This window comes from Duganella sp. GW821-FHT01E12 (genome assembly GCF_059422325.1).
In genome coordinates, this window is sequence record NZ_JBWKWR010000009.1 from 34,881 (window position 1) to 55,257 (window position 20,377).

General features: G+C 62.3%; 19 protein-coding genes. 11 read left to right on the top strand and 8 right to left on the bottom strand.

Features of this window, described 5'->3' with window-relative positions:
* Positions 1–68: 68 nt before the first annotated feature.
* From acnA to AC07WS_RS22470, 4 genes are all read right to left on the bottom strand, one after another.
* Positions 69–2,777 (bottom strand): aconitate hydratase AcnA, encoded by a 2,709-nt coding sequence (gene acnA / locus AC07WS_RS22455; RefSeq protein WP_494731226.1) that lies wholly within the window; start codon positions 2,775–2,777, stop codon positions 69–71.
* An 85-nt stretch (positions 2,778–2,862) separates the two neighbouring features.
* Positions 2,863–3,369, bottom strand: coding sequence for a hypothetical protein (locus tag AC07WS_RS22460; RefSeq protein ID WP_494731382.1), 507 nt, complete (start codon positions 3,367–3,369; stop codon positions 2,863–2,865).
* On the bottom strand, positions 3,369–4,373 hold the full coding sequence (locus AC07WS_RS22465) for an HpcH/HpaI aldolase/citrate lyase family protein (protein ID WP_494731227.1): 1,005 nt from the start codon (positions 4,371–4,373) through the stop codon (positions 3,369–3,371). Before AC07WS_RS22465 ends, AC07WS_RS22460 begins: the two co-directional genes overlap by 1 nt.
* A gap of 103 nt (positions 4,374–4,476) precedes the next feature.
* Positions 4,477–5,469, bottom strand: coding sequence for a malate dehydrogenase (locus AC07WS_RS22470; protein WP_494731228.1), 993 nt, complete (start codon positions 5,467–5,469; stop codon positions 4,477–4,479).
* Between the two features lie 236 nt (positions 5,470–5,705).
* Here AC07WS_RS22470 and AC07WS_RS22475 point away from each other — a divergent pair, with 236 nt between their 5' ends.
* The 8 genes from AC07WS_RS22475 (at position 5,706) to AC07WS_RS22510 (ending at position 13,902) form a co-directional block, all read left to right on the top strand.
* A complete protein-coding gene (locus tag AC07WS_RS22475; RefSeq protein WP_494731229.1) occupies positions 5,706–6,515 on the top strand; it encodes a GntR family transcriptional regulator in 810 nt (269 codons plus the stop codon).
* Positions 6,516–6,742: 227 nt separating this feature from the next.
* Entirely contained in the window at positions 6,743–7,165 is a 423-nt protein-coding gene (gene sdhC, locus AC07WS_RS22480; RefSeq protein ID WP_494731230.1) for a succinate dehydrogenase, cytochrome b556 subunit, read from the top strand.
* A 1-nt stretch (position 7,166) separates the two neighbouring features.
* On the top strand, positions 7,167–7,532 hold the full coding sequence (sdhD, locus tag AC07WS_RS22485) for a succinate dehydrogenase, hydrophobic membrane anchor protein (RefSeq protein ID WP_161083430.1): 366 nt from the start codon (positions 7,167–7,169) through the stop codon (positions 7,530–7,532).
* Between the two features lie 2 nt (positions 7,533–7,534).
* Positions 7,535–9,313, top strand: coding sequence for a succinate dehydrogenase flavoprotein subunit (sdhA, locus tag AC07WS_RS22490; protein ID WP_494731231.1), 1,779 nt, complete (start codon positions 7,535–7,537; stop codon positions 9,311–9,313).
* A 10-nt stretch (positions 9,314–9,323) separates the two neighbouring features.
* The gene (locus AC07WS_RS22495; RefSeq protein ID WP_008450684.1) at positions 9,324–10,034 is read left to right on the top strand and encodes a succinate dehydrogenase iron-sulfur subunit; all 711 of its coding nucleotides are present in this window, start codon (positions 9,324–9,326) and stop codon (positions 10,032–10,034) included.
* Between the two features lie 68 nt (positions 10,035–10,102).
* On the top strand, positions 10,103–10,384 hold the full coding sequence (locus AC07WS_RS22500) for an FAD assembly factor SdhE (RefSeq protein WP_117015780.1): 282 nt from the start codon (positions 10,103–10,105) through the stop codon (positions 10,382–10,384).
* Between the two features lie 63 nt (positions 10,385–10,447).
* On the top strand, positions 10,448–11,749 hold the full coding sequence (gene gltA, locus AC07WS_RS22505) for a citrate synthase (RefSeq protein ID WP_070268581.1): 1,302 nt from the start codon (positions 10,448–10,450) through the stop codon (positions 11,747–11,749).
* A 62-nt stretch (positions 11,750–11,811) separates the two neighbouring features.
* Positions 11,812–13,902: an acyltransferase family protein gene (locus tag AC07WS_RS22510; protein ID WP_494731232.1), complete on the top strand. Its 2,091-nt coding sequence runs from the start codon at positions 11,812–11,814 to the stop codon at positions 13,900–13,902.
* Between the two features lie 30 nt (positions 13,903–13,932).
* Here the strand turns inward: AC07WS_RS22510 and AC07WS_RS22515 are convergent, their stop codons facing one another.
* Entirely contained in the window at positions 13,933–14,352 is a 420-nt protein-coding gene (locus AC07WS_RS22515) for a hypothetical protein (RefSeq protein ID WP_494731233.1), read from the bottom strand.
* A 185-nt stretch (positions 14,353–14,537) separates the two neighbouring features.
* Between AC07WS_RS22515 and AC07WS_RS22520 the strand changes: the two genes are divergently transcribed.
* Positions 14,538–15,494 carry a sterol desaturase family protein gene (locus AC07WS_RS22520; protein WP_494731234.1) on the top strand — a complete coding sequence of 319 codons (957 nt, stop codon included), beginning with the start codon at positions 14,538–14,540 and terminating at the stop codon, positions 15,492–15,494.
* Positions 15,478–16,626, top strand: a complete 1,149-nt coding sequence (locus tag AC07WS_RS22525) for an acyltransferase family protein (protein WP_494731235.1) — start codon at positions 15,478–15,480, stop codon at positions 16,624–16,626. The genes AC07WS_RS22520 and AC07WS_RS22525 overlap by 17 nt, the downstream gene beginning before the upstream one ends.
* A 14-nt stretch (positions 16,627–16,640) precedes the next feature.
* Here the strand turns inward: AC07WS_RS22525 and AC07WS_RS22530 are convergent, their stop codons facing one another.
* Complete coding sequence (locus tag AC07WS_RS22530; RefSeq protein WP_494731236.1) at positions 16,641–17,018, bottom strand: BlaI/MecI/CopY family transcriptional regulator; 378 nt, start codon at positions 17,016–17,018, stop codon at positions 16,641–16,643.
* Positions 17,019–17,088: 70 nt separating this feature from the next.
* Positions 17,089–17,952, bottom strand: coding sequence for an MBL fold metallo-hydrolase (locus AC07WS_RS22535; RefSeq protein ID WP_494731237.1), 864 nt, complete (start codon positions 17,950–17,952; stop codon positions 17,089–17,091).
* Positions 17,953–18,056: 104 nt separating this feature from the next.
* On the opposite strand from AC07WS_RS22535, the gene AC07WS_RS22540 reads away from it, so the two are divergent.
* Entirely contained in the window at positions 18,057–18,992 is a 936-nt protein-coding gene (locus tag AC07WS_RS22540) for a LysR family transcriptional regulator (RefSeq protein ID WP_494731238.1), read from the top strand.
* Here AC07WS_RS22540 and AC07WS_RS22545 read toward each other — a convergent pair.
* Entirely contained in the window at positions 18,981–20,294 is a 1,314-nt protein-coding gene (locus tag AC07WS_RS22545) for a leucine-rich repeat-containing protein kinase family protein (RefSeq protein ID WP_494731239.1), read from the bottom strand. The genes AC07WS_RS22540 and AC07WS_RS22545 overlap by 12 nt on opposite strands.
* Positions 20,295–20,377 lie beyond the last annotated feature (83 nt).

Genomic DNA, 20,377 nt, shown 5'->3' on the forward strand with positions numbered 1-20,377 from the left:
CCCTGTGGCCGTGCGGCGGCCTTGGCCGCCGCAGCACACAGGGCGTTTTTTATGAGGCAACTACCGGATTACGCGGCCAGCAGCTGGCGCAGCACGAACGGCAGGATGCCGCCATGCTTGTAGTAGTCGACTTCGATCGGGGTGTCGATACGCAGCAGCACTTTCACTTCCTGTGCCGGCTTGCCTTCGCGGTGGATGACCAGGGTAGCCAGTTGCTGTGGCTTGATCTCGCCTTCCAGACCCTTCAGGTCGTAGACTTCCTTGCCGGTGATGCCCAGCGATTCAACGCTGTCGTTGCCGATGAATTGCAGCGGCAGCACGCCCATGCCGACCAGGTTGGAGCGGTGGATGCGCTCGAACGAACGCACGATCACAGCCTTCACGCCCAGCAGCTGGGTGCCCTTGGCCGCCCAGTCGCGCGACGAGCCGGTGCCGTACTCTTCGCCGCCGAACACCATGGTCGGCGTGCCTGCGGCCACATACTTCATTGCCGCGTCGTAGATCGACAGCTGTTCGCCCGATGGCTGGTGAATCGTGATGCCGCCTTCAACCGCCGAACCGTCCGCCTTGGCAGGGATCATCTTGTTCTTGATGCGCACGTTGGCGAAGGTGCCGCGCATCATGATCTCGTGGTTGCCGCGGCGCGAGCCGTAGGAGTTGAAGTCCGCCTTCATCACGCCGTTGGCCAGCAGCCATTTGCCCGCTGGGCCGTCTTCCTTGATGGAGCCGGCAGGGGAGATGTGGTCGGTGGTGATCGAATCGCCGAACACGCCCAGTGCGCGCGCGCCGGTGATGCCGGTGGCGGCAGCTTTCGGGGTCATCTCGAAGCCGTCGAAGAACGGTGGCTCGGCGATGTAGGTCGACGCTGGCCAGTTGTACACATTGCCTTCGGTCGAAGACACGTGTTCCCACAGCTTGCCTGGGTTGCCCTTGACGTCGGCGTAGTTCGACTTGAACACTTTCGAGTTCATCGCGAACTTCATCAGCTTGGCGATCTCTTTCGAGGTCGGCCAGATGTCGCCCAGGAACACGTCCTTGCCGTTCTTGCCCTTGCCGACCGGCTGGGTCATCAGGTCGACGGTCATGTTGCCGGCGATGGCGTAGGCCACGACCAGCGGTGGCGATGCCAGGAAGTTCGAGCGGATGTTCGGGTGGATGCGCGCTTCGAAGTTGCGGTTACCGGACAGCACGGCCGAAGCGACGATGTCGTTGCTGCTGATGGCGGCGTTCAGTTCCGGGGTCAGGTCGCCGGCGTTACCGATGCAGGTGGTGCAGCCGTAGGCGGTCACGCCGAAGCCCAGTTGCTCCAGGTATGGCAGCAGGCCGGCGGCGGTCAGGTACTCGGTCACAACGCGCGAGCCAGGCGCCAGCGAGGTCTTGATGTGCGGCGCCACGGTCAGACCGGCTTCGACAGCCTTCTTGGCCAGCAGGCCGGCGGCCAGCAGCACGCTCGGGTTCGAGGTGTTGGTGCACGAGGTGATCGCGGCGATCAGCACGTCGCCGTTCTTCACGTTCACGCCGTTGGTGGTGGTGTAGGTCTTGTTCAGGTCTTCGGCTTTTTTGTTGAAGCCGTTGTCGGTGGTCGGCTTCGAGAACAGTTCGGTGAAGTTGTTCTTCACGTTGCCGATTTCGATGCGGTCCTGTGGACGCTTAGGACCGGCCAGCGAAGGGGTGACCGAGGTCAGGTTCAGTTCCACCACGCGGGTGTAATCGATGTCGCCGGCCTTAGGCACGCCGTACAGGCCCTGGGCCTTGAAGTAGGCGGCGAACGCAGCGATTTCATCCTTGGTGCGGCCGGTGCCTTCGAAGTATTCGACGGTGGCGTCGTCGACCGGGAAGAAGCCCATGGTCGCGCCGTATTCAGGCGCCATGTTGGCGATGGTGGCGCGGTCGGTCAGCGACAGCGTCTCGGTGCCTTCGCCGAAGAACTCGACGAACTTGCCGACGACCTTCTCTTTGCGCAGCAGTTCGGTGATGGTCAGCACCAGGTCGGTCGCGGTGCAGCCTTCGCGCAGCACGCCGGTCAGGTTCACGCCGATCACGTCCGGGGTCAGGAAGTACACTGGCTGGCCCAGCATGCCGGCTTCCGCCTCGATGCCGCCCACGCCCCAGCCGACCACGCCGATGCCGTTGATCATGGTGGTGTGCGAGTCGGTGCCCACCAGGGTGTCAGGGTAGTACACGCCGTCGGCGGTCTTGTGCACGCCGCGCGCCAGGTATTCCAGGTTGACCTGGTGGACGATGCCGAAGCCAGGAGGCACGACGCCGAAGGTGTCGAAGGCTTGCATGCCCCACTTCATGAACTGGTAGCGCTCGTTGTTGCGCGAGAATTCCAGCTTCATGTTCAGGTCCAGCGCGCCCTTTTCGCGGAAGTGGTCGATGGTGACCGAGTGGTCGACCACCAGGTCCACAGGGACCAGCGGTTCGATCTTCTTGGCGTTGATGCCCATCTTGTAGGCGACGTTGCGCATCGCGGCCAGGTCGGCCAGCAGCGGCACGCCGGTGAAGTCCTGCAGCACCACGCGGGCGACCACGAAGGGGATCTCGTCGGTACGGTCGGCGGTCGCGCCCCAGTTGGCCAGCTGCTTGACGTGTTCTTCGGTGACTTTCTTGCCGTCGCAGTTACGCAGCACGGATTCCAGCACAACACGGATCGATACCGGCAGGCGGGAGATTTTGGCGCCCAGGCTCTTTTCCAGGGCTGGCAGCGAGTAGAACTTGCCCTTTTTGCCGGAAATGTTGAAATCCTTAAGCGTGTTCAGAGTGTTGCGGGACATGACCTCTCCTTCGTGGGTATCGTCTATTATTGAAGTTAAAACCGTGGTGCTGGCGCCCGTGCCGGCGCGCCCCTTTTGATGCGTATTACTGGATCGTGGTCTTGGTGCTGGTCGGCTCCGTCGAGCTGGTGACGACCGGCTTCAGTTGTTCGGCGTTGCGGCACTCATTGGCCAGTTGGCGGTTCTGCTTGGAGTCCAGCAGCATGGCCTTGGCGGGAATGCCGATCCAGACCAGGCCGTACAAATGGTTCTCGAAACGCTGGGCGCCGGTGGAGGTGCCGACGCGGGTCAGGCGGTGCAGGCGCTTCTTCCAGCGCAGCGCGATGTGCGCGTCGTCGTTGGCGTTGGCGTAGATGGTGACCTTGTTGCCCAGTTCGCAATCGAACTCGGTCACGGCGTCGTCGGTGATGGACGGTTCGTCGGCGTCTTCGTCCGGCGCCTTGGTTTCGACCGGCTTGGCGGCGGTCTTGGCCTTGTGGGCCTTCTTGACGGTTTTCTTGGCCGGCGCGGCGTTCTGCGCTTGCGCGCCGGCGGCCAGGGTCAGGGAGGCCAGCGCGAAGCTGCATGCCATAAGGAGTTTGGAGATGGACATCATGGTGTTTCCAGTGTGGGGTCGGTGGGGCTGCCGTTGATCAGCGCGGCGGCGGACTCGGGCAAGCTCAGCCCGGCCAGCTTGGCGCGCTGTAAAACGGTCCAATAGTATCTGTAGCTTGCACGGTCATGCAAGCGCCCGTTTTGGGAAATTGGCCCCCATTGAACCGCCTCCGCTTCGAGCAGGATGGCGGCCGCCTCGCTGACCTCGGACAGGCGCGGCGTGAAGGTCTTGATAATAGGTTTGATCTGGTCCGGGTGGATGCTCCACATGCGCGTGTAGCCGAATTCGGCGGCGGCGCGCTGGGCATCGTTGGCGGCGACCGCCGTGTCCTTGATCTCGGTGGTCACGTTATGCGACGGCACCTTGCCGTGCGCGTGGCAGGCGGCGGCGATCTCCAGCTTGGCGCGCACCACCAGCGGGTGCGTGAACTGGCCCGGCGTGCGCATCGCGCTGGCCGGGATCGCGCCGTAGTGCGACGAGACGAAATCCATGATGCCGAACGACAGGCACTGCACCTGGGGCAGGGCGGCGATGTCGTAGGCCTCGCGCAGCGCGCCGTGGGTCTCGATCAGCACGTGCACCGGCAGGTCCTTGCGGCCGGCCTTGGCGGCGTGGGTGTTGATCAACTTGATCGCGGCCGCCACCTCCTTGGCGCCGTGCACCTTGGGCAGCACCAGGTAGGCCAGGCGCGGCGCGGCGGCGCAGATGATGGCCACGTCCTGCGCGAAGTGCGGGCTGGCGACATCGTGCACGCGGGCGCCGATGCGGTTGAACTTGTTCTCGTCCGACAGCAGCAGCTCGGCCACCAGGCGGGCGTGGGCTTCCTCGTTGCCGGCGCTGGCGCCGTCTTCGCAATCGAGGGTGATGTCGAACAGGGGGCCAAGCTCTTGTTGCAGGGCGATCGATTTGCGCATCAGCTTTTCGGAGCCGGCGTAATGGTCGCAGGCCGGCAGCAGCAGCGGCTGGCGATTGCCCTGGAATAAAACCTCGGATGGGTGCATGCGGGATAGGTCAGTAGGAACGGACGCCGCGCTGCTCTCGGCAGCGCGGCGGGTGCGGCGGATCGGTGGTTTAACCGGTTCCACGTGCGGGTGCTATGGGAACTTAGGCCGGCAGCAGGTGCTTGACGCCTTCGCGCTCTTCGGTCAGTTCCTTCAGGGTGATGTTGATGCGCTCTTGCGAGAAGGCGTCGATTTCCAGGCCCTGGACGATTTTGTATTCGCCGTTTTCGGTGGTGACAGGGAAGCCGAACATGGTGCCTTCAGGGATGCCGTAGGAGCCGTCCGAAGGAACGCCCATGGTGGTCCACTTGCCGGCGGTGCCCAGCACCCAGTCATGCACGTGGTCGATCGCCGCGTTGGCTGCCGAAGCTGCCGACGACAGGCCGCGCGCTTCGATGATCGCCGCGCCGCGCTTGCCGACGGTAGGCAGGAACACGTTGGCGTTCCATTCCTGGTCGTTGATCAGGTCCTTGACAGCCTTGCCGTTGACGGTGGCGAAACGGTAGTCGGCGTACATGGTCGGCGAGTGGTTGCCCCATACGCACAGCTTCTCGATGTCCTTGACGGCGGTGCCGGTCTTGGCGGCCACTTGCGACAGCGCGCGGTTGTGGTCCAGGCGCAGCATGGCGGTGAAGTTCTTGGCCGGCAGCGAAGGGGCCGATTTCATGGCGATGTAGGCGTTGGTGTTGGCTGGGTTGCCGACCACCAGTACTTTGACGTTGCGCGACGCGACGGCATCCAGCGCCTTGCCTTGCACGGTGAAGATCTGGGCGTTCGCTTCCAGCAGGTCCTTGCGTTCCATGCCTGGGCCGCGTGGACGGGCGCCAACCAGCACGGCGACGTCGACATCCTTGAAGGCGGTCATCGGGTCGGAGTGGGCGGTCATCTCGGCCAGCAGCGGGAACGCGCAGTCGTCGATTTCCATCATGACGCCTTTCAGCGCTTTCTGGGCTTTTTCGTCGGCGATTTCCAGCAGTTGCAGAATGACTGGTTGGTCCTTGCCCAGCATGTCGCCATTGGCGATGCGGAACAGCAGAGCGTAACCGATTTGACCGGCGGCGCCGGTGACAGCAACACGCATTGGGGTTTTAGCCATGATGAATCTCCAAAGTGGGAATTAAAACGTTCTCTAAGCTGGACCGGTGCCGGTCCGGGAAAATCGTAATCATACTGCAAATTGAGTGCTTATATTCGTCAGCTAAAGCGTCTCGCCGGGGAGTGTAGGCGTGTGGCAGGTATCTGTCAATCCTATCTTATGTCTTATATAAGACAGATAAGTTATTGCTTGTTTTTGCTGGACGGCACCGGGCATTTGTGGTGAAATCTTGGTCTATGAATTCCGTCCCGCCCAATCCGAACAGCAATTCCACTGCCGCCAGCACCGGCGGGGTTGCCGGGCCGTCCGCGGGCGCCGCTGCCGCGCCGTCGCCGACGTTCTCCCCACTGTACCAGCAAATCAAGGCGCTCATCACGCAAAGCCTGCAATCGGGCGAGTGGAAGCCGGGCGAGTTGATCCCCAGCGAGGTGGAGCTGGCCAACCGCTTCAAGGTCAGCCAGGGCACCGTGCGCAAGGCGATCGACGAGCTGGCGGCGGAAAACCTGGTGATGCGCAAGCAGGGCAAGGGCACTTTCGTGTCCACCCACCACGAGGCGCGCGCCCATTTCCGTTTCCTGCGCCTGATGCCCGACGAGGGCGTGCCGCACTACCCCGAAAGCAAATTCATCGAGGTCAAGCGCATGCGCGCGCCGGCCGACGTGGCGCGCCTGCTGGACCTGAAGTCCGGCGACGCCGTCATCTTCATCAAGCGCGTACAATCGTTCGACAGCGTGCCGACCATCGTCGAGGAGCTGTGGCTGCCCGGCGTGACCTTCAAGGGCCTGACCGCCGAGCGCCTGGTCGAGTACAAGGGGCCGATGTACGGCCTGTTCGAGTCCGAATTCGGCACCCGCATGATACGCGCGACGGAAAAGATCCGCGCCGTCTGCGCCGGCGCCGAGGACGCCCAATTGCTGCATATTCCCGCCGATACGCCCCTGCTGGCGTCCGAGCGCGTGTCGTTCACGTATGGCGACAAGGCGGTGGAGCTGCGCCGCGGCCTGTACTCCACGGAGCGCCATCACTATCACAATGAGTTGAATTAGGGAGACCCTGAAGCACAAAAAAACCGCTTCAGGCAGCGAAAACAGGGCGCCGTCACACCCCGGTAGCATTGTTGCGCTGATAATACGTTGAGCTACGGAAAGTAGCCGTCGCATAGTGTTGCCAAACACTATTTTGGTTATATGTAACAATAGATATTGGTTATGAGTGCGAAAATCGGCGAAAATCGCAGTCTCGATATTTTTGTTTAAGCTTAGGAGGTCTTGTTATGTCAGAAGCCGTAAGGGAAGCCCCAAAAAAAGAACGGCCGGAGTTCCGTAACATTCATGTTACCGAATTGTCCAACTACCGCATGCCTTTGGCGAGCATTGTATCCATCCTGCACCGCATCAGCGGCTTCATGATGTTTGCGTTGCTGCCTTTCGTGCTTTATCTGCTGGAGCAGAGCTTGCGCTCCGAGATCTCCTTCGCCTACTACCAGGGGATAGTGTCCTATCCGCTGGTCAAACTGATCATCCTGGCTCTGGTCTGGGGTTATATGCATCACTTCTGCGCTGGCGTACGCCACCTGGTGATGGATGCCCACATCGGCCTGGACAAGGATTCGGCCCGCAAATCGTCGGCCGCCGTGCTGACCATCAGCCTGGTGCTGACCGCGGTGGTCGCCCTCAAACTGTTTGGAGTTTTCTGAGATGGCAAACAATAACATCGGACCTAAACGCCTGGTCGTCGGCGCCGGCTACGGCATGCGCGACTGGCTGGCACAACGCGTGACCGCCATCATGATGGTGCTGTACACCGCCATCCTGCTGATTTCTTTCCTGACCGGCCAGAACTTCACGTATGAAGGCTGGGCCGGCCTGTTCGCGCAACAATGGTTCAAGCTGATCAGCGCCGTCACCCTGTTCGGCCTGTTCTTCCACGCCTGGGTTGGCGTGCGTGACATCTGGATGGACTATGTCAAAGCCGTCGGCCTTCGCCTGACCCTGCAAATCGCCACCATCCTGTGGTTGGTCGCTTGTGCCGCCTGGTCGGTACAGATACTCTGGAGTGTGTAATCGTGGCAGCTATCAAATCTGCAATCCCTACCCGCCGCTTTGACGCGGTAATCGTCGGCGCCGGCGGCTCCGGCATGCGCGCATCCCTGCAGCTGGCCGAGGCCGGCCTGAACGTGGCGGTGCTGTCGAAAGTCTTCCCGACCCGCTCGCACACCGTGGCGGCGCAGGGCGGCATCGGCGCCTCGCTGGGCAACATGGCCGAGGACAACTGGTTCTGGCACATGTTCGACACCGTCAAGGGCGGCGACTACCTGGGCGACCAGGACGCCATCGAATTCATGTGCCGCGAAGCACCGAAGGTCGTCTACGAGCTGGAACACTTCGGCATGCCGTTCGACCGCAACCCTGACGGCACCATCTACCAGCGTCCGTTCGGCGGCCACACCGCCAACTTCGGCGAGAAAGCCGTGCAGCGCGCCTGCGCCGCGGCCGACCGCACCGGCCACGCCCTGCTGCACACCCTGTACCAGCGCAACGTGCGCGCCCGCACCCACTTCTTCGTCGAGTGGATGGCCCTCGACATCATCCGCGACGCCGAAGGCGACGTGGTCGGCGTGGTGGCCCTGGAAATGGAAACCGGCGAAACGATGATCCTGGAAGCGAAGACCACCATCTTCGCCACCGGCGGCGCAGGCCGCATCTTCGCCGCCTCCACCAACGCCTTCATCAACACCGGCGACGGCATGGGCATGGCGGCACGCGCCGGCCTGCCGCTGCAGGACATGGAATTCTGGCAGTTCCACCCGACCGGCGTGGCCGGCGCCGGCGTGCTGATCACCGAGGGTGTGCGCGGCGAGGGCGGCATCCTGATCAACTCCGAAGGCGAGCGCTTCATGGAGCGCTACGCGCCGACGCTGAAGGATCTGGCGCCGCGCGACTTCGTGTCGCGCTCGATGGACCAGGAGATCAAGGAAGGCCGCGGCTGCGGCCCGAACAAGGACCACGTGATGCTGGATCTGCGCCACATCGGCGCCGACACCATCCAGAAGCGCCTGCCGTCGATCCTGGAAATCGGCCACAAGTTCGCCAACGTCGACGCCACCAAGGAACCTATCCCTGTCGTGCCGACCATCCACTACCAGATGGGCGGCATTCCGACCAACATCCACGGCCAGGTCGTCACCCCTAACGGCGACGGCACGCAGAAGGTCGTCAACGGCCTGTACGCGATCGGCGAATGCGCCTGCGTCTCGGTGCACGGCGCCAACCGCCTGGGCACCAACTCGCTGCTGGACCTGGTGGTGTTCGGCCGCGCGGCCGGCAACCACGTGGTGGCGCAGAACCTCAAGCAGAAGGAGAACAAGCCGCTGCCGAAGGACGCCGCCGATTTCGCCATGAACCGCCTGAACAAGCTGGAAACCTCGACCGGCTCGGAAAAAGTGCAGGGCGTCGCCAACGACATCCGCGCCACGATGCAGAAGTACTGCGGCGTGTTCCGCACCGACGAGCTGCTGACCCAGGGCGCCAAGGAAATCATGGTGCTCGACGAGCGCCGCAAGCACGTGTCGTTCAAGGACAAGTCCAAGGTGTTCAACACCGCGCGCGTCGAAGCGCTGGAGCTGGACAACCTGATCGAAACCGCGAAAGCGACGATCACGTCGGCCGTGGCCCGCAAGGAATCGCGCGGCGCCCACGCCCACAGCGATTTCCCGCACCGCGACGACGACAACTGGATGAAGCACACCCTGTGGTATTCGGAAGGCAACCGACTGGAATACAAAGCGGTCGTTACCAAGCCATTGACGGTTGATACCTTCAAACCGAAACCACGTACTTTCTAAGGGCTAGAACATGGCACGCACTCTCAAACTGAAAATTTACCGTTACGATCCCGACCAGGACGCCAAGCCATACATGCAGGACGTGACGGTCGAGCTGAAAGACACCGACAAGATGCTGCTCGACGCGCTGCAGCGCATCAAGTCCGACGTCGACGACTCGCTGGCCCTGCGCCGCTCGTGCCGCGAAGGCGTGTGCGGCTCGGATGCGATGAACATCAACGGCAAGAACGGCCTGGCCTGCACCACCAACCTGAACGAGCTGACCGAGCCTATCGTGCTGCGTCCGCTGCCAGGCCTGCCGGTGATCCGCGACCTGATCGTCGACATGACCCAGTTCTTCAAGCAGTACGATTCGATCAAGCCTTACCTGATCAACGATTCGATCCGTCCTGAAAAAGAACGCCTGCAAACCCCGACCGAGCGCGAAGAGCTCGACGGCCTGTACGAGTGCATCCTGTGCGCCTGCTGCTCGACGTCGTGCCCGTCGTTCTGGTGGAACCCGGACAAGTTCGTCGGCCCGGCCGGCCTGCTGCAAGCCTACCGCTTCATCGCCGACTCGCGCGACGAAGCGACCGGCGCGCGCCTGGACAACCTGGAAGACCCGTACCGCCTGTTCCGCTGCCACTCGATCATGAACTGCGTCGACGTTTGCCCCAAGGGTCTGAACCCGAACAAGGCGATCGGCAAGATCAAGGAATTGATGGTACGCCGCGCGATCTAAGGCCCGCCTTGGCGCACTCCACGGGCGGCGGCCTCGTCGCCCGTTTTCGTATAAAGTAGCACATCCATATGACCGAACCGAACAGCTCAGCGCACCAGGCCGACCCCGCCAACCGAGCGCGCCTGCGGTGGCGTTCCCGCCGGGGCCTGCTGGAAAACGACATCATCCTGACCCGTTTTCTCGATGCGCATGAAACCGAATTGACCGACGAGGAAGTGGACGCGTTCACGCGGCTCCTCGATTTGTCGGACAATGCCCTGATGGATCTGGTACTGGCCCGCAAGGAGCCGGAGGGCGAAGTCGACCTGCCGCATGTGCGCGCACTGCTGCAACGACTGCGCCACGCATAAAGACACACCCAGAAAAGTTTCGTTTTTTTTACTTTGTCTCATCTCTCCAAGAAGGAAGAGTCCATGAACACCTCTGATAACAAAGCCACCCTGTCGTTTTCCGATGGCAGCCCATCGGTAGAATTCCCGATCTACAAAGGGACCGTCGGTCCTGACGTCATCGACATCCGCAAACTGTACGCCGGCACCGGCAAGTTCACCTACGATCCAGGCTTCATGTCGACCGCGGCATGCAACTCGTCGATCACCTACATCGACGGCGACAAGGGCGAGCTGCTGTACCGCGGCTACCCGATCGAGCAGCTGGCCGTGAACGCCGATTTCATGGAATCGTGCTACCTGCTGCTGAACGGCGAACTGCCGAACAAGGTCGAAAAAGAGAAGTTCGTCGAGACCGTGACCAAGCACACCATGGTCCACGAGCAGATGCAATTCTTCTTCCGCGGCTTCCGCCGCGACGCGCACCCGATGTCGGTGCTGGTCGGCACGGTCGGCGCGCTGGCCTCGTTCTACCACGATTCGCTCGACATCAACGATGCCAAGCACCGTGAAGTTTCGGCCATCCGCCTGATCGCCAAGATGCCTACCCTGGTGGCGATGGCCTACAAATACTCGATCGGCCAGCCGTTCGTGTACCCACGCAACGACCTGTCGTACAGCGCCAACTTCATGCGCATGATGTTCGGCAATCCGTGCGAAGAATACAAGGTCAACGACGTGCTGGTGCGCGCGCTGGACCGCATCCTGATCCTGCACGCGGACCACGAGCAGAACGCGTCGACCTCGACCGTCCGTCTGGCCGGTTCGTCGGGCGCCAACCCGTTCGCCTGTATCGCTGCCGGTATCGCCTGCCTGTGGGGTCCTGCCCACGGCGGCGCCAACGAGGCGGCACTGAACATGCTCAAGGAAATCGGCACCGTCGAGAACATTCCTGCCTTCATCGCCCAGGTGAAAGACAAGAACTCCGGCGTCAAGCTGATGGGCTTCGGTCACCGCGTGTACAAGAACTTCGACCCACGTGCAAAACTGATGCGCGAGACCTGCTACGAAGTGCTGAACGAACTGGGCCTGCAGGACGACCCGCTGTTCAAGCTGGCGATGGAACTGGAAAAGATCGCGCTGAACGACGAATACTTCGTGTCGCGCAAGCTGTACCCGAACGTCGACTTCTACTCGGGCATCGTGCAATCGGCGCTGGGCATTCCAGTGTCGCTGTTCACCGGTATCTTCGCCATGGCCCGCACCATCGGCTGGATCGCCCAGTGGAACGAAATGATCGCCGATCCGGAACAGAAGATCGGCCGTCCACGCCAGCTGTTCGTCGGTTCGACCACCCGCGAAGTCAAGCCGCTGGATCAGCGCTAAGCACTGCGTACCCGGCCGCCGTCTGGCGGCCGGCCGTCGCAACAATCCAGACAGAACTGGGCATGGCTATCGCTGGCATGCCCAGTTCCGCATTTCAGGGCCAGAATTTGTCTTCCGATACGTCCATCCATCCGGCCTACCGCCCCGACATCGACGGCTTGCGCGCGCTTGCCGTTCTCGCCGTTGTGGTTTTTCACGCCTTCCCGGCCCGCCTGAGCGGCGGCTTCGTCGGCGTCGACATTTTCTTCGTCATCTCGGGATTCCTGATCTCGACCATCATCTTCCAGGGCCTGGAGCGGGGCGGTTTCAGCTTCGCCGGCTTCTATGCCCGCCGTGTCCGCCGCATCTTCCCGGCCCTGCTGCTGGTGCTGGCCGCCAGTTATGCGGCCGGCTGGTGCGCCCTGTTGGCCGACGAGTTCGAGCAGCTGGGCCGGCATATCGCGGCCGGGGCCGGATTCGTCTCCAACCTGGCGCTGTGGAGCGAGGCCGGCTATTTCGACAATTCCGCCGACGTCAAGCCGCTGCTGCATTTGTGGAGCCTGGGAATAGAAGAGCAGTTTTATCTGGCCTGGCCGTTGCTGCTGTGGCTGGCGTGGAAGCGCAAGTTCAACCTGCTCACGGCGACGGCGGCGTTGGCGTTGCTGTCGTTTTACCTGAACTATACGGCCACCGATGCGGTGGCGATGTTTTACTCGCCGCTGACGCGCTTTTGGGAGCTGCTGTGCGGCAGCCTGCTGGCGTGGATCACGCTGTATCCGCTGCGTCCGCCGCCGCAGCGTTGGCTGGCCTGGCTGGCCCGCATCATGTACGCGGCGCCGGACGGCAGGGAGGGACGGGCCTTGGACAATCTGCTGTCCTGCCTGGGGCTGGTGCTGCTGGTGTCCGGCTTTGTATGGATAAGCAAGGCGCTGCGCTTTCCCGGGGCCTGGGCGCTGTTGCCGGTGCTGGGCGCGGTGCTGGTGATCCTGGCCGGCCCGCAGGCCTGGGTCAACCGCGTGATCCTGTCGCACCGGCTGGCCGTGTGGTTCGGCCTGATCAGTTTTCCGCTGTATTTGTGGCATTGGCCCTTGTTGTCCTTCGCCCGCATCGTCGCCGGTGGCGTGCCGCATTACGCCGTCCGCGCGGGCGCGGTGGCGCTGGCGGTGCTGTTGGCCTGGTTGACCTACCGGCTGCTTGAGCGTCCGGTGCGCTTCGGCCCGGCCGGGCGTCTCAAGGTCGCGGTGCTGGCCGGCCTGATGGTGCTGGCGGCCGCGCTCGGCCTTGGCACAGCCGCCTTGGACGGCTTGCCGTCCAGGATGCCAGCGCTGGTGCAGAACATGCAGCAGCTCAGCTACAAATTCCCCAAGTCGCCCGGCTGCCGTGTTGTCCATCCATACGCGCTGTCGTCCTGCTACGACTCCGGGCGGCGGCATGCGCAAACCGTATTCCTGATCGGCGACAGCCATATGGAAGCGCTGCTCTACGGCTTCAAGCAGCTCGCCGATGCCGGCCTGTTCCGCTACAACATTGTGGCGGTGGGGCGCGGCGGCTGCAGTCCGTTTCTGAACGTCGAGAGCTTCAACGGCGACGGCGCCTCGAACGGCTGCCGGGACATCATCAACGCCGCGCTGAGCGAGGCCATGCGGCGCGACGATGTCTCATGGGTGGTGCTGGCCGGCAGGCATGCGGCGCGTTACGACGGCACCCTGTTCGGCGAAGCCGAGCAGGAGGAGGCCGCCAAGCCGTGGACCTACCGCTACGGCAACGACAATGCCAGCAACAGCGTAGCGTTCGAGCGAGGCCTGAACGACACGTTGGACCAGCTCAGCCTGGCCGGCAAAAAAGTGATGTTCGTGCACCAGATGCCGGAGCTGGGATTCGACCCGCGTGCGTGCGTGACGGCGGCCCGGAAGGCCCTCGCGCGGCACGGCTGCCAGCTGGCTCGCAGCGTGGTCGAAGCCAGGCTGAAGCCATACAAGGCCGCCGCCGCGCCGGTGCTGGCCCGTTATCCAGCCGTGATCGCCTACGATCCGCTGGAGCAGGTATGCCGCGGCCAGGTGTGCTCGCCGTTTAACGCCGCGGACCAGCTGATGTACCACGACGACGACCACATGAGCAAGATCGGCGCCGGCGTGCTGGCGGCGCAAATCGCCGAACGCATGCGGATGCCATAGCGCGCGGGGGCGAGGTCAGTCGTGATGAAGTCAGTCCATTTCGGCCGGAGGGCTGCGCCGGTCGGGGCGCACCACCAGCAGCCACCAGACGATCACGCCCAGCGTCGCCTGCGGCAGGTTGAACAGGAACTTGTCGATGACGAGCGGCTGGCGCTGCGGCCAGGGCAGGTTGGCGGTTTCCGCGCTGATGTTGGTGTGATACAGGCACACGCCCAGTAACAGGACCATGGCGATCGCCCAGATCGACGGCAGGCTGGTGACGCGGCTGCGCAGCAGCGCCGCGACCGGGTAGACCACGATGCAGCAAGCGAAATAGGCGAACAGATTGGCCATCAGATCCTGCAGGCGGAAATGCGGCAACAGCACGGGCGCGGCGCAAATCGCCAGCGCGAGCATGACGGCGACGACGGGATGAGGGCGTTCGGGCCAGTGGTTGAAGCGGCTGATCATGAATAGGGCTCTGAAGAATACGGGGAGCCATTGTAGTTGATTGGACATTTCGCACAAGGTGGCGACCCGGCAGGCATGCTAAAGCGTCATGCCCTCGAGGTGTTAAGTCGGGCCGCTTAAGGTATGATGATCGCCGGTTGTGCGCGGCTGAAATTCGGCCTGAACAAAATAATATCCTTATCTAAATGAATATTGCGGAACAAATTAAAGGCTTCTTCGCGGTAGGCCCTTTGCTAAATTATCTGGAAGTGCACCACTATCATGTGGCACTGAGCGATTTTCTTACGCTGGATGCGATGCGGATCATACTGCCCGCCATTTTTCCAGCGCTGTTCTTCCTTGAGTTTTTATTTTTGTTTTTCTCCAATAAGCTGAATCTCAAGCGTCAATACAGCCTGTATAAGATTCCGCTAATAAGTTATGCGTTGAACATCTATCTCGCGGCATTTATAACATTCGACATCGGCGCATACCTGTTCGAAACGCTCACCAAGTACGCGCCATTCCATGTCGGCATGAGTTTCCTGGGATTTATCTACGCTTTGTTGGCGTGGGAGCTGGGGAACTATGTGTTCCACTATAGTTGCCACAAAGTGCGCCTGCTTTGGTGCCTGCATTCGCCCCATCACGCGCCGGTGGACATGAATTTATCGGTCATCTGGACCGCCTTCTTCCTGCATGGAGCGTACGCAACGGCGATCAGGGTGGCGATCGCGGCACTGCTCGGAGTTCAGCTCGATGTTCTGATACTGGCGATCCTGACCATCGGCGTATGGGGTGCCTACATCCACGTTAGCGAGGAAGTGCTCCCTAACCGGAAAAAGGACAACTGGATCAGTTATTGGTTTATCGGGCCGTCCGATCATCGTGTCCATCACGCCCGTAACGATCTGTATATCGACAAAAATTATTGCAACTTGTTCACGGTTTGGGACAAGCTTTTCGGGACCTACCAGTCTATTGCCGGCGGGGAGAAACCGGAATACGGCATTTTGCGGGAGATGAACGACCAGAGCTTTCTCGATAACTACCTGGGGGAATTTTATTTGTTGGGCAAGGATCTGGCGAAAACCCGGTCCATCAAGGAAGCACTGTTGACGATTTTTGGGCCACCTGGCGGAGTATATGGCAGCGCAGCATAACCGTTCGCTGGACGGCGTGCGCGGCTTGGCGTGCCTGCACGTCCTGATGGCCCATTTCGTTTCGGCTTTCCTGCCATACTTGCGGTATGGCGAGGCTCCCGGCTTGTTTACCGCAACGCCTGTCGACACGCCTTTTTACAAGGCGCTGTCGTTTCCATTGTTCACCTTCTGCTACAACGCCCACTTTTCGGTGCTGGTCGCGCTGATTTTATCGGGATATGTGTTGGCCTTGCCATTTTATAGCGGCGATGCCGCCGTATTAAAGGCTAGAGCCTTGGGCCGCTACATCCGGCTCAATTTCCCTATTGTGGCCGCGGTAATGCTGTCCTACGCGGTTTATCAGCTCGGCCTGTATTCCAATGCCGAGGCCAGTGCCGTTTCGGGATCCTTATGGCTGAAGGTCTTCTTCGCGCCCGGAAAGACCTTCTTCGACGCGGTGCATTCGGCTCTCTATGCTTCCATATTCAGTGGCGACGGCACTTTCCTGCCGCCGTTATGGATACTGAAAATCAATTTTGTCGGATCGATGCTGGTGCTGCTGTGGTATGCATTTATGCCCCAAGGACGCTCCGCGCTGTTGGGTGCCCTGGCCTGTGTTTTTCTTGTGATTTTCTTCAAGACGGAATCCATTTTTTACCTGGCGATATATGCCGGATCGATACTGGGCCGTTTTAAATTTGACCGGAAATACTTCTATTTGCTGTTGCTGCTGGCGGTATTTTTCGGTGGATTTAATCCAAGCTACCGGATCTACGATGCGCTGCCGAACCTTAGCTATGGAGACTATGTGCTGTTCCAGAAAAAGCCGTTTTACAGCGCGGTAGGCGCTTTGCTTCTGGTCTGCGCCGTGTTGAGCGGGAGGGCGGACAGGGTACTTGCCAGCCGGCCGGTCCAGTTTTTCGGGAACATCTCGTACTCCTTGTTCCTGCTGCATTTCATCGTGCTGTGCTCGATCGCCACCTTCGTCTATACCTTGGTCGGCCCAGGCACGATTAAGCTGTTGCTGGTCTTGGTGGCGTATCTTTCCTGTTCAACGCTCGCGGCTTATGTGTTTATGCTGCTGGTGGATAGGCCGTCGATGAGATTGTCGCGCGCCTTTTCAAAGGGCTTGCTTTCCAGGACGGCAGCTTAGCTCACCGCCGAACGCTATTTTTCCTGATCCAGCAGCGCCTGGATCTCTGCGCGTTCCTTTTTGCTGACGTGGCCGCCGCGCAGGGCCGCCAGCACCAGCGCCTTGCCGGAGCCGGAGAACGCTTTCTGGATCAGCTCCTTGAGCAGATTGGTTTGCAGCGAATCCTGCTCCTGCGCCGGCGCGTAGATGTGGGCGCGCTGGCTCTCGTCGCGGGTCAGCAGGCCTTTGGTGTGCATCACCTGCAGCAGCCGCAGCACTGTCGCGTAGTTCATGTCGGGACGGGTTTCCACCGCCGCCTGATGCACTTGCTTGGCGGTTGCCGGCCCGCTTAGCCACAGCAAGCGCAGCATTTCCAGTTCGGACGGGGTGGGCTTCGGTGGGATTGTGCTCATGATGACGATGGACTTCGGGACAATGCATCTAGAATAAAATATCTAGATGCATTTGTCTAGTTCTAACGTCTTACCACTTCATTTCGCCCTTGGCCACCTTGGCGCTGGTGTCCAGCGCGCCGTTCAAGCCGGCGCTAGGATACAGCTCCTTCATGCGCGCGATCAGCGTGGCCGAGTTGGCGGCCTTGGCGGTCTCGGCTTCGAAGCGCACCAGGTAGTCGCGGGTGTAGGCGATGCTGTCCGGCGTCAGCGCGGCGCCGAGCTTGAAGTGGCCCGGCACGATGGTGGCCGGCCGCAGCGCGGCCACGCCGTCCAGCGTCGCCAGCCATTGCTTGCGCGATTCGGCAGTCTGCGTATCGGCGGTCCACACGTGCAGGTCGTTGAACAGCACCACGCCGCCCACCACTGCCTTGATCGACGGAATCCACACATAGCTGCGCTCCGGCGTCGCGCCCTTCAGGCCTTCGATTTTCAGCGTCTGGCCTTCCAGCTTGATGGTGTCGCCGTTCAGCGGCTGCGGCACGATGATGCTTTGCGGCGCGTTGGCCTTCAGGATCGGGCCCCAGAACGCCACCTTGGCATCCTTCTTCTTCTCGATGCCGGCGATGGTTTGCGGCGTGGCGACGATTTTCGCGTCCGGGAAGGCGGCGTGGATCACGTCCAGGCCGAAGTAGAAGTCCGGGTCGCTGTGGCTGACGTAGACGGTGGTCAAGTGCTTGCCGCCGGCGCGGATCTGCTCGACCAGCTTGAGCGCTTCGCCACGCGAGAACTGGGCGTCGATCAGCACGGCATCCCTGGCGCCGCTAACGATCACCGAAGCGACCGGGAAGATGGCGGCCTCACCGGGATTGAACACTTCCAGTTTCAACGGGGCGGCGGTGGCGCCGGCAACGGTGGCGGCGAGGGCGGCGGACAACAGGCTTTGCTTGATCATGATGGTCTTTCATGTGGAGTTGGAATGACGCCATCTTAAATTTCTTTATCCGATAGAAAAATAGGGTAATCTGCACCTGTTAATTGCATGAATCGGACGAATCGATGGACAGAATCACGGCGGCACAGGTTTTCGTCAGCATCGCCGAGCGCGGCAGCATGATCGCGGCGGCCGAGGCGCTGGACATGTCGCGCGCCATGGTGACGCGCTATCTGGCCGAGATGGAGGAATGGGCCGGCGCCCGCCTGCTGCACCGGAGCACGCGCCGGCTGAGCCTGACCGACGCCGGCGACCTCACGCTGGCGCGCTGCCGCCGCATGCTGGAGCTAGCCGAGGCGATGGAAGTGGCCAGCGGCGCCGACGCCGACACGCCGCAAGGCCTGCTGCGCATCACCTGTTCGCAATCGCTGGCGCAGGCGGCGCTGGCGATCGCCGTCACCGCCTTCCTGAAGCGTTATCCGCGCACGGCGGTCGACCTGCAGATGAACAACCGCGCCGTCAACCTGGTCGAGCAGCGCATCGACCTGGCGCTGCGCATCACCAACGCGCTGGAGCCCAACCTGATCGCGCGCCAGCTGGCGCAATGCGATTCGGTGGTGTGCGCCGCGCCGTCCTACCTGGCCGAGCGCGGCACACCGCTGCGGGCCGAAGACCTGGCCGCGCACAACTGCCTGACCTATACGTATTTCGGCAAGAGCCTGTGGCAGTTCACGGATCGGGACGGCGAGGCGGTCTCGGTGCCGGTCAGCGGCAACCTGTCGGCCAACGAGGATTTGATTTTGCTGAAGGCTGCGGAGGAGGGCGCCGGCATCGCGCTGCAGCCCCTGTACAGCGCGGCGCCGCTGATCGCCGACGGCCGCCTGGTGGCGCTGCTGCCGGACTACGCGCCGCAGCAGATGGGCATCTACGGCATCTACACCTCGCGCCAGCACATGTCGCCGGCGCTGCGGGCGATGCTGGACTTCCTGCTGGACTGGTTCGCCGGCGACCCGGCTTGGCTGGCGCATACGGCGCCGAGCGAAACGCCGTCAGGTGTGTAACGCGGCGATGCGGCGCTCCACGTCCGCCAGCGAAGGCCGGGCGGCGGGATCTTCCACGACACAGTCTGCGTGCAGCGCCGCCAGCGCCGCATGCTGCGCGGCCGGCAGCTGGCAACGCTCCATCAGCTCGTCCAGCAGCAGGCCGAAGGCGCGCACTTCCAGCCGCTGCAGCCCGGCCGCATGAGGCGCGTCTGACGCGAATAGCGAGGCCGCGCCGAAGTCGCCCAGCAGGCTGCGGCCCTGGCCGCAATGCAGGATGTTGTGGCCGTACAGGTCGCCGTGCATGATGCCGCGCGCGTGCAAGTGGTGCGCCGCCGAGGCGACGCCGCCCGCGATGCCGAATAATTCCACCGGGCTGAAGCGCTTGCCGTCCGGGTAGGTGTCGCGGGTGCAGCTGTCCAGGCTGGGCGGGCCTGCCAGGTTGCCGAAGCCGGGATCGATCAGCGGCATCACGCAGCCGCTGGCGCCGTCCGGGTGGTCCAGCACCTCGCCCAGCACCGGGATCAGGTTGGGGTGCTCGCCCGAGCTGACGCAGGCCGCCATCTCGCAGCGCGGCAGGCCGTCGCTGGTGACGGCGCCCTTGAACATCTTGACCGCCACGGCGCGCTCGCCGCCGGCCTGGCGCAGCGCGGCCTGGTGGATCACGCCGGAAGCGCCTTCGCCCAGCTTGTGCTGGAGCCGCAACCGATCCCATCCGATGCCGGCGATGCCTGCGGCGCCGGAGGCCGCCTGTTCGTCCGCCTCGCAGAAGGGATTGCCAGCAAAGGCCAGCCACGACAGGCGCGGCATATCGAGCAGCCAGGCCGGCAGCTCGCTCAACCGATTGGCCGCGATGCGCAGCAGTTCCAGCCGCGTGCAGGCAGCCAGTTCCGGCGGCAGCGCGCACAGCCGGTTCCCCGCCAGCATCAGCTTTTGCAGCTGCCGGCAATGGCCGATGGCGGCGGGCAGGGCCTCGACCCGGTTGTCGGTCAGGATCAGCCAGCGCAATTCCGCAGGCAGCGCGGCGGCCGGAACCTCGCGTATCTGGTTGCTTTTGAAGCCTACCATCGTCAACGCCGGGCAGCTGCCCAGCACTGCCGGCAGCGTCGTGAACCGGTTGGCCGAGCAGAAGATCACCCGCAGCTTGTGCAGGCGCGGCAAATCGTCCGGCAGCGAGGACAGGGCGTTGTTGGACAGATCGAGGATTTCCAGCGTATCGGCCAGCGTGAAAATCTCGTCGGGGAACTCGGTCAGGCCGCAGGACAATTGCAGGCGGCGGATGCCGGCCAGCGATCCGGCGCGTAGCTGCTCTAGGGTGTGCATGAAGGCGAGGCGGGATGGTAAAGCGCTATTCTACAACCTCGGCGGTCGCCCCAAAAAGCCGTTAAAAATATGAAAACATTACC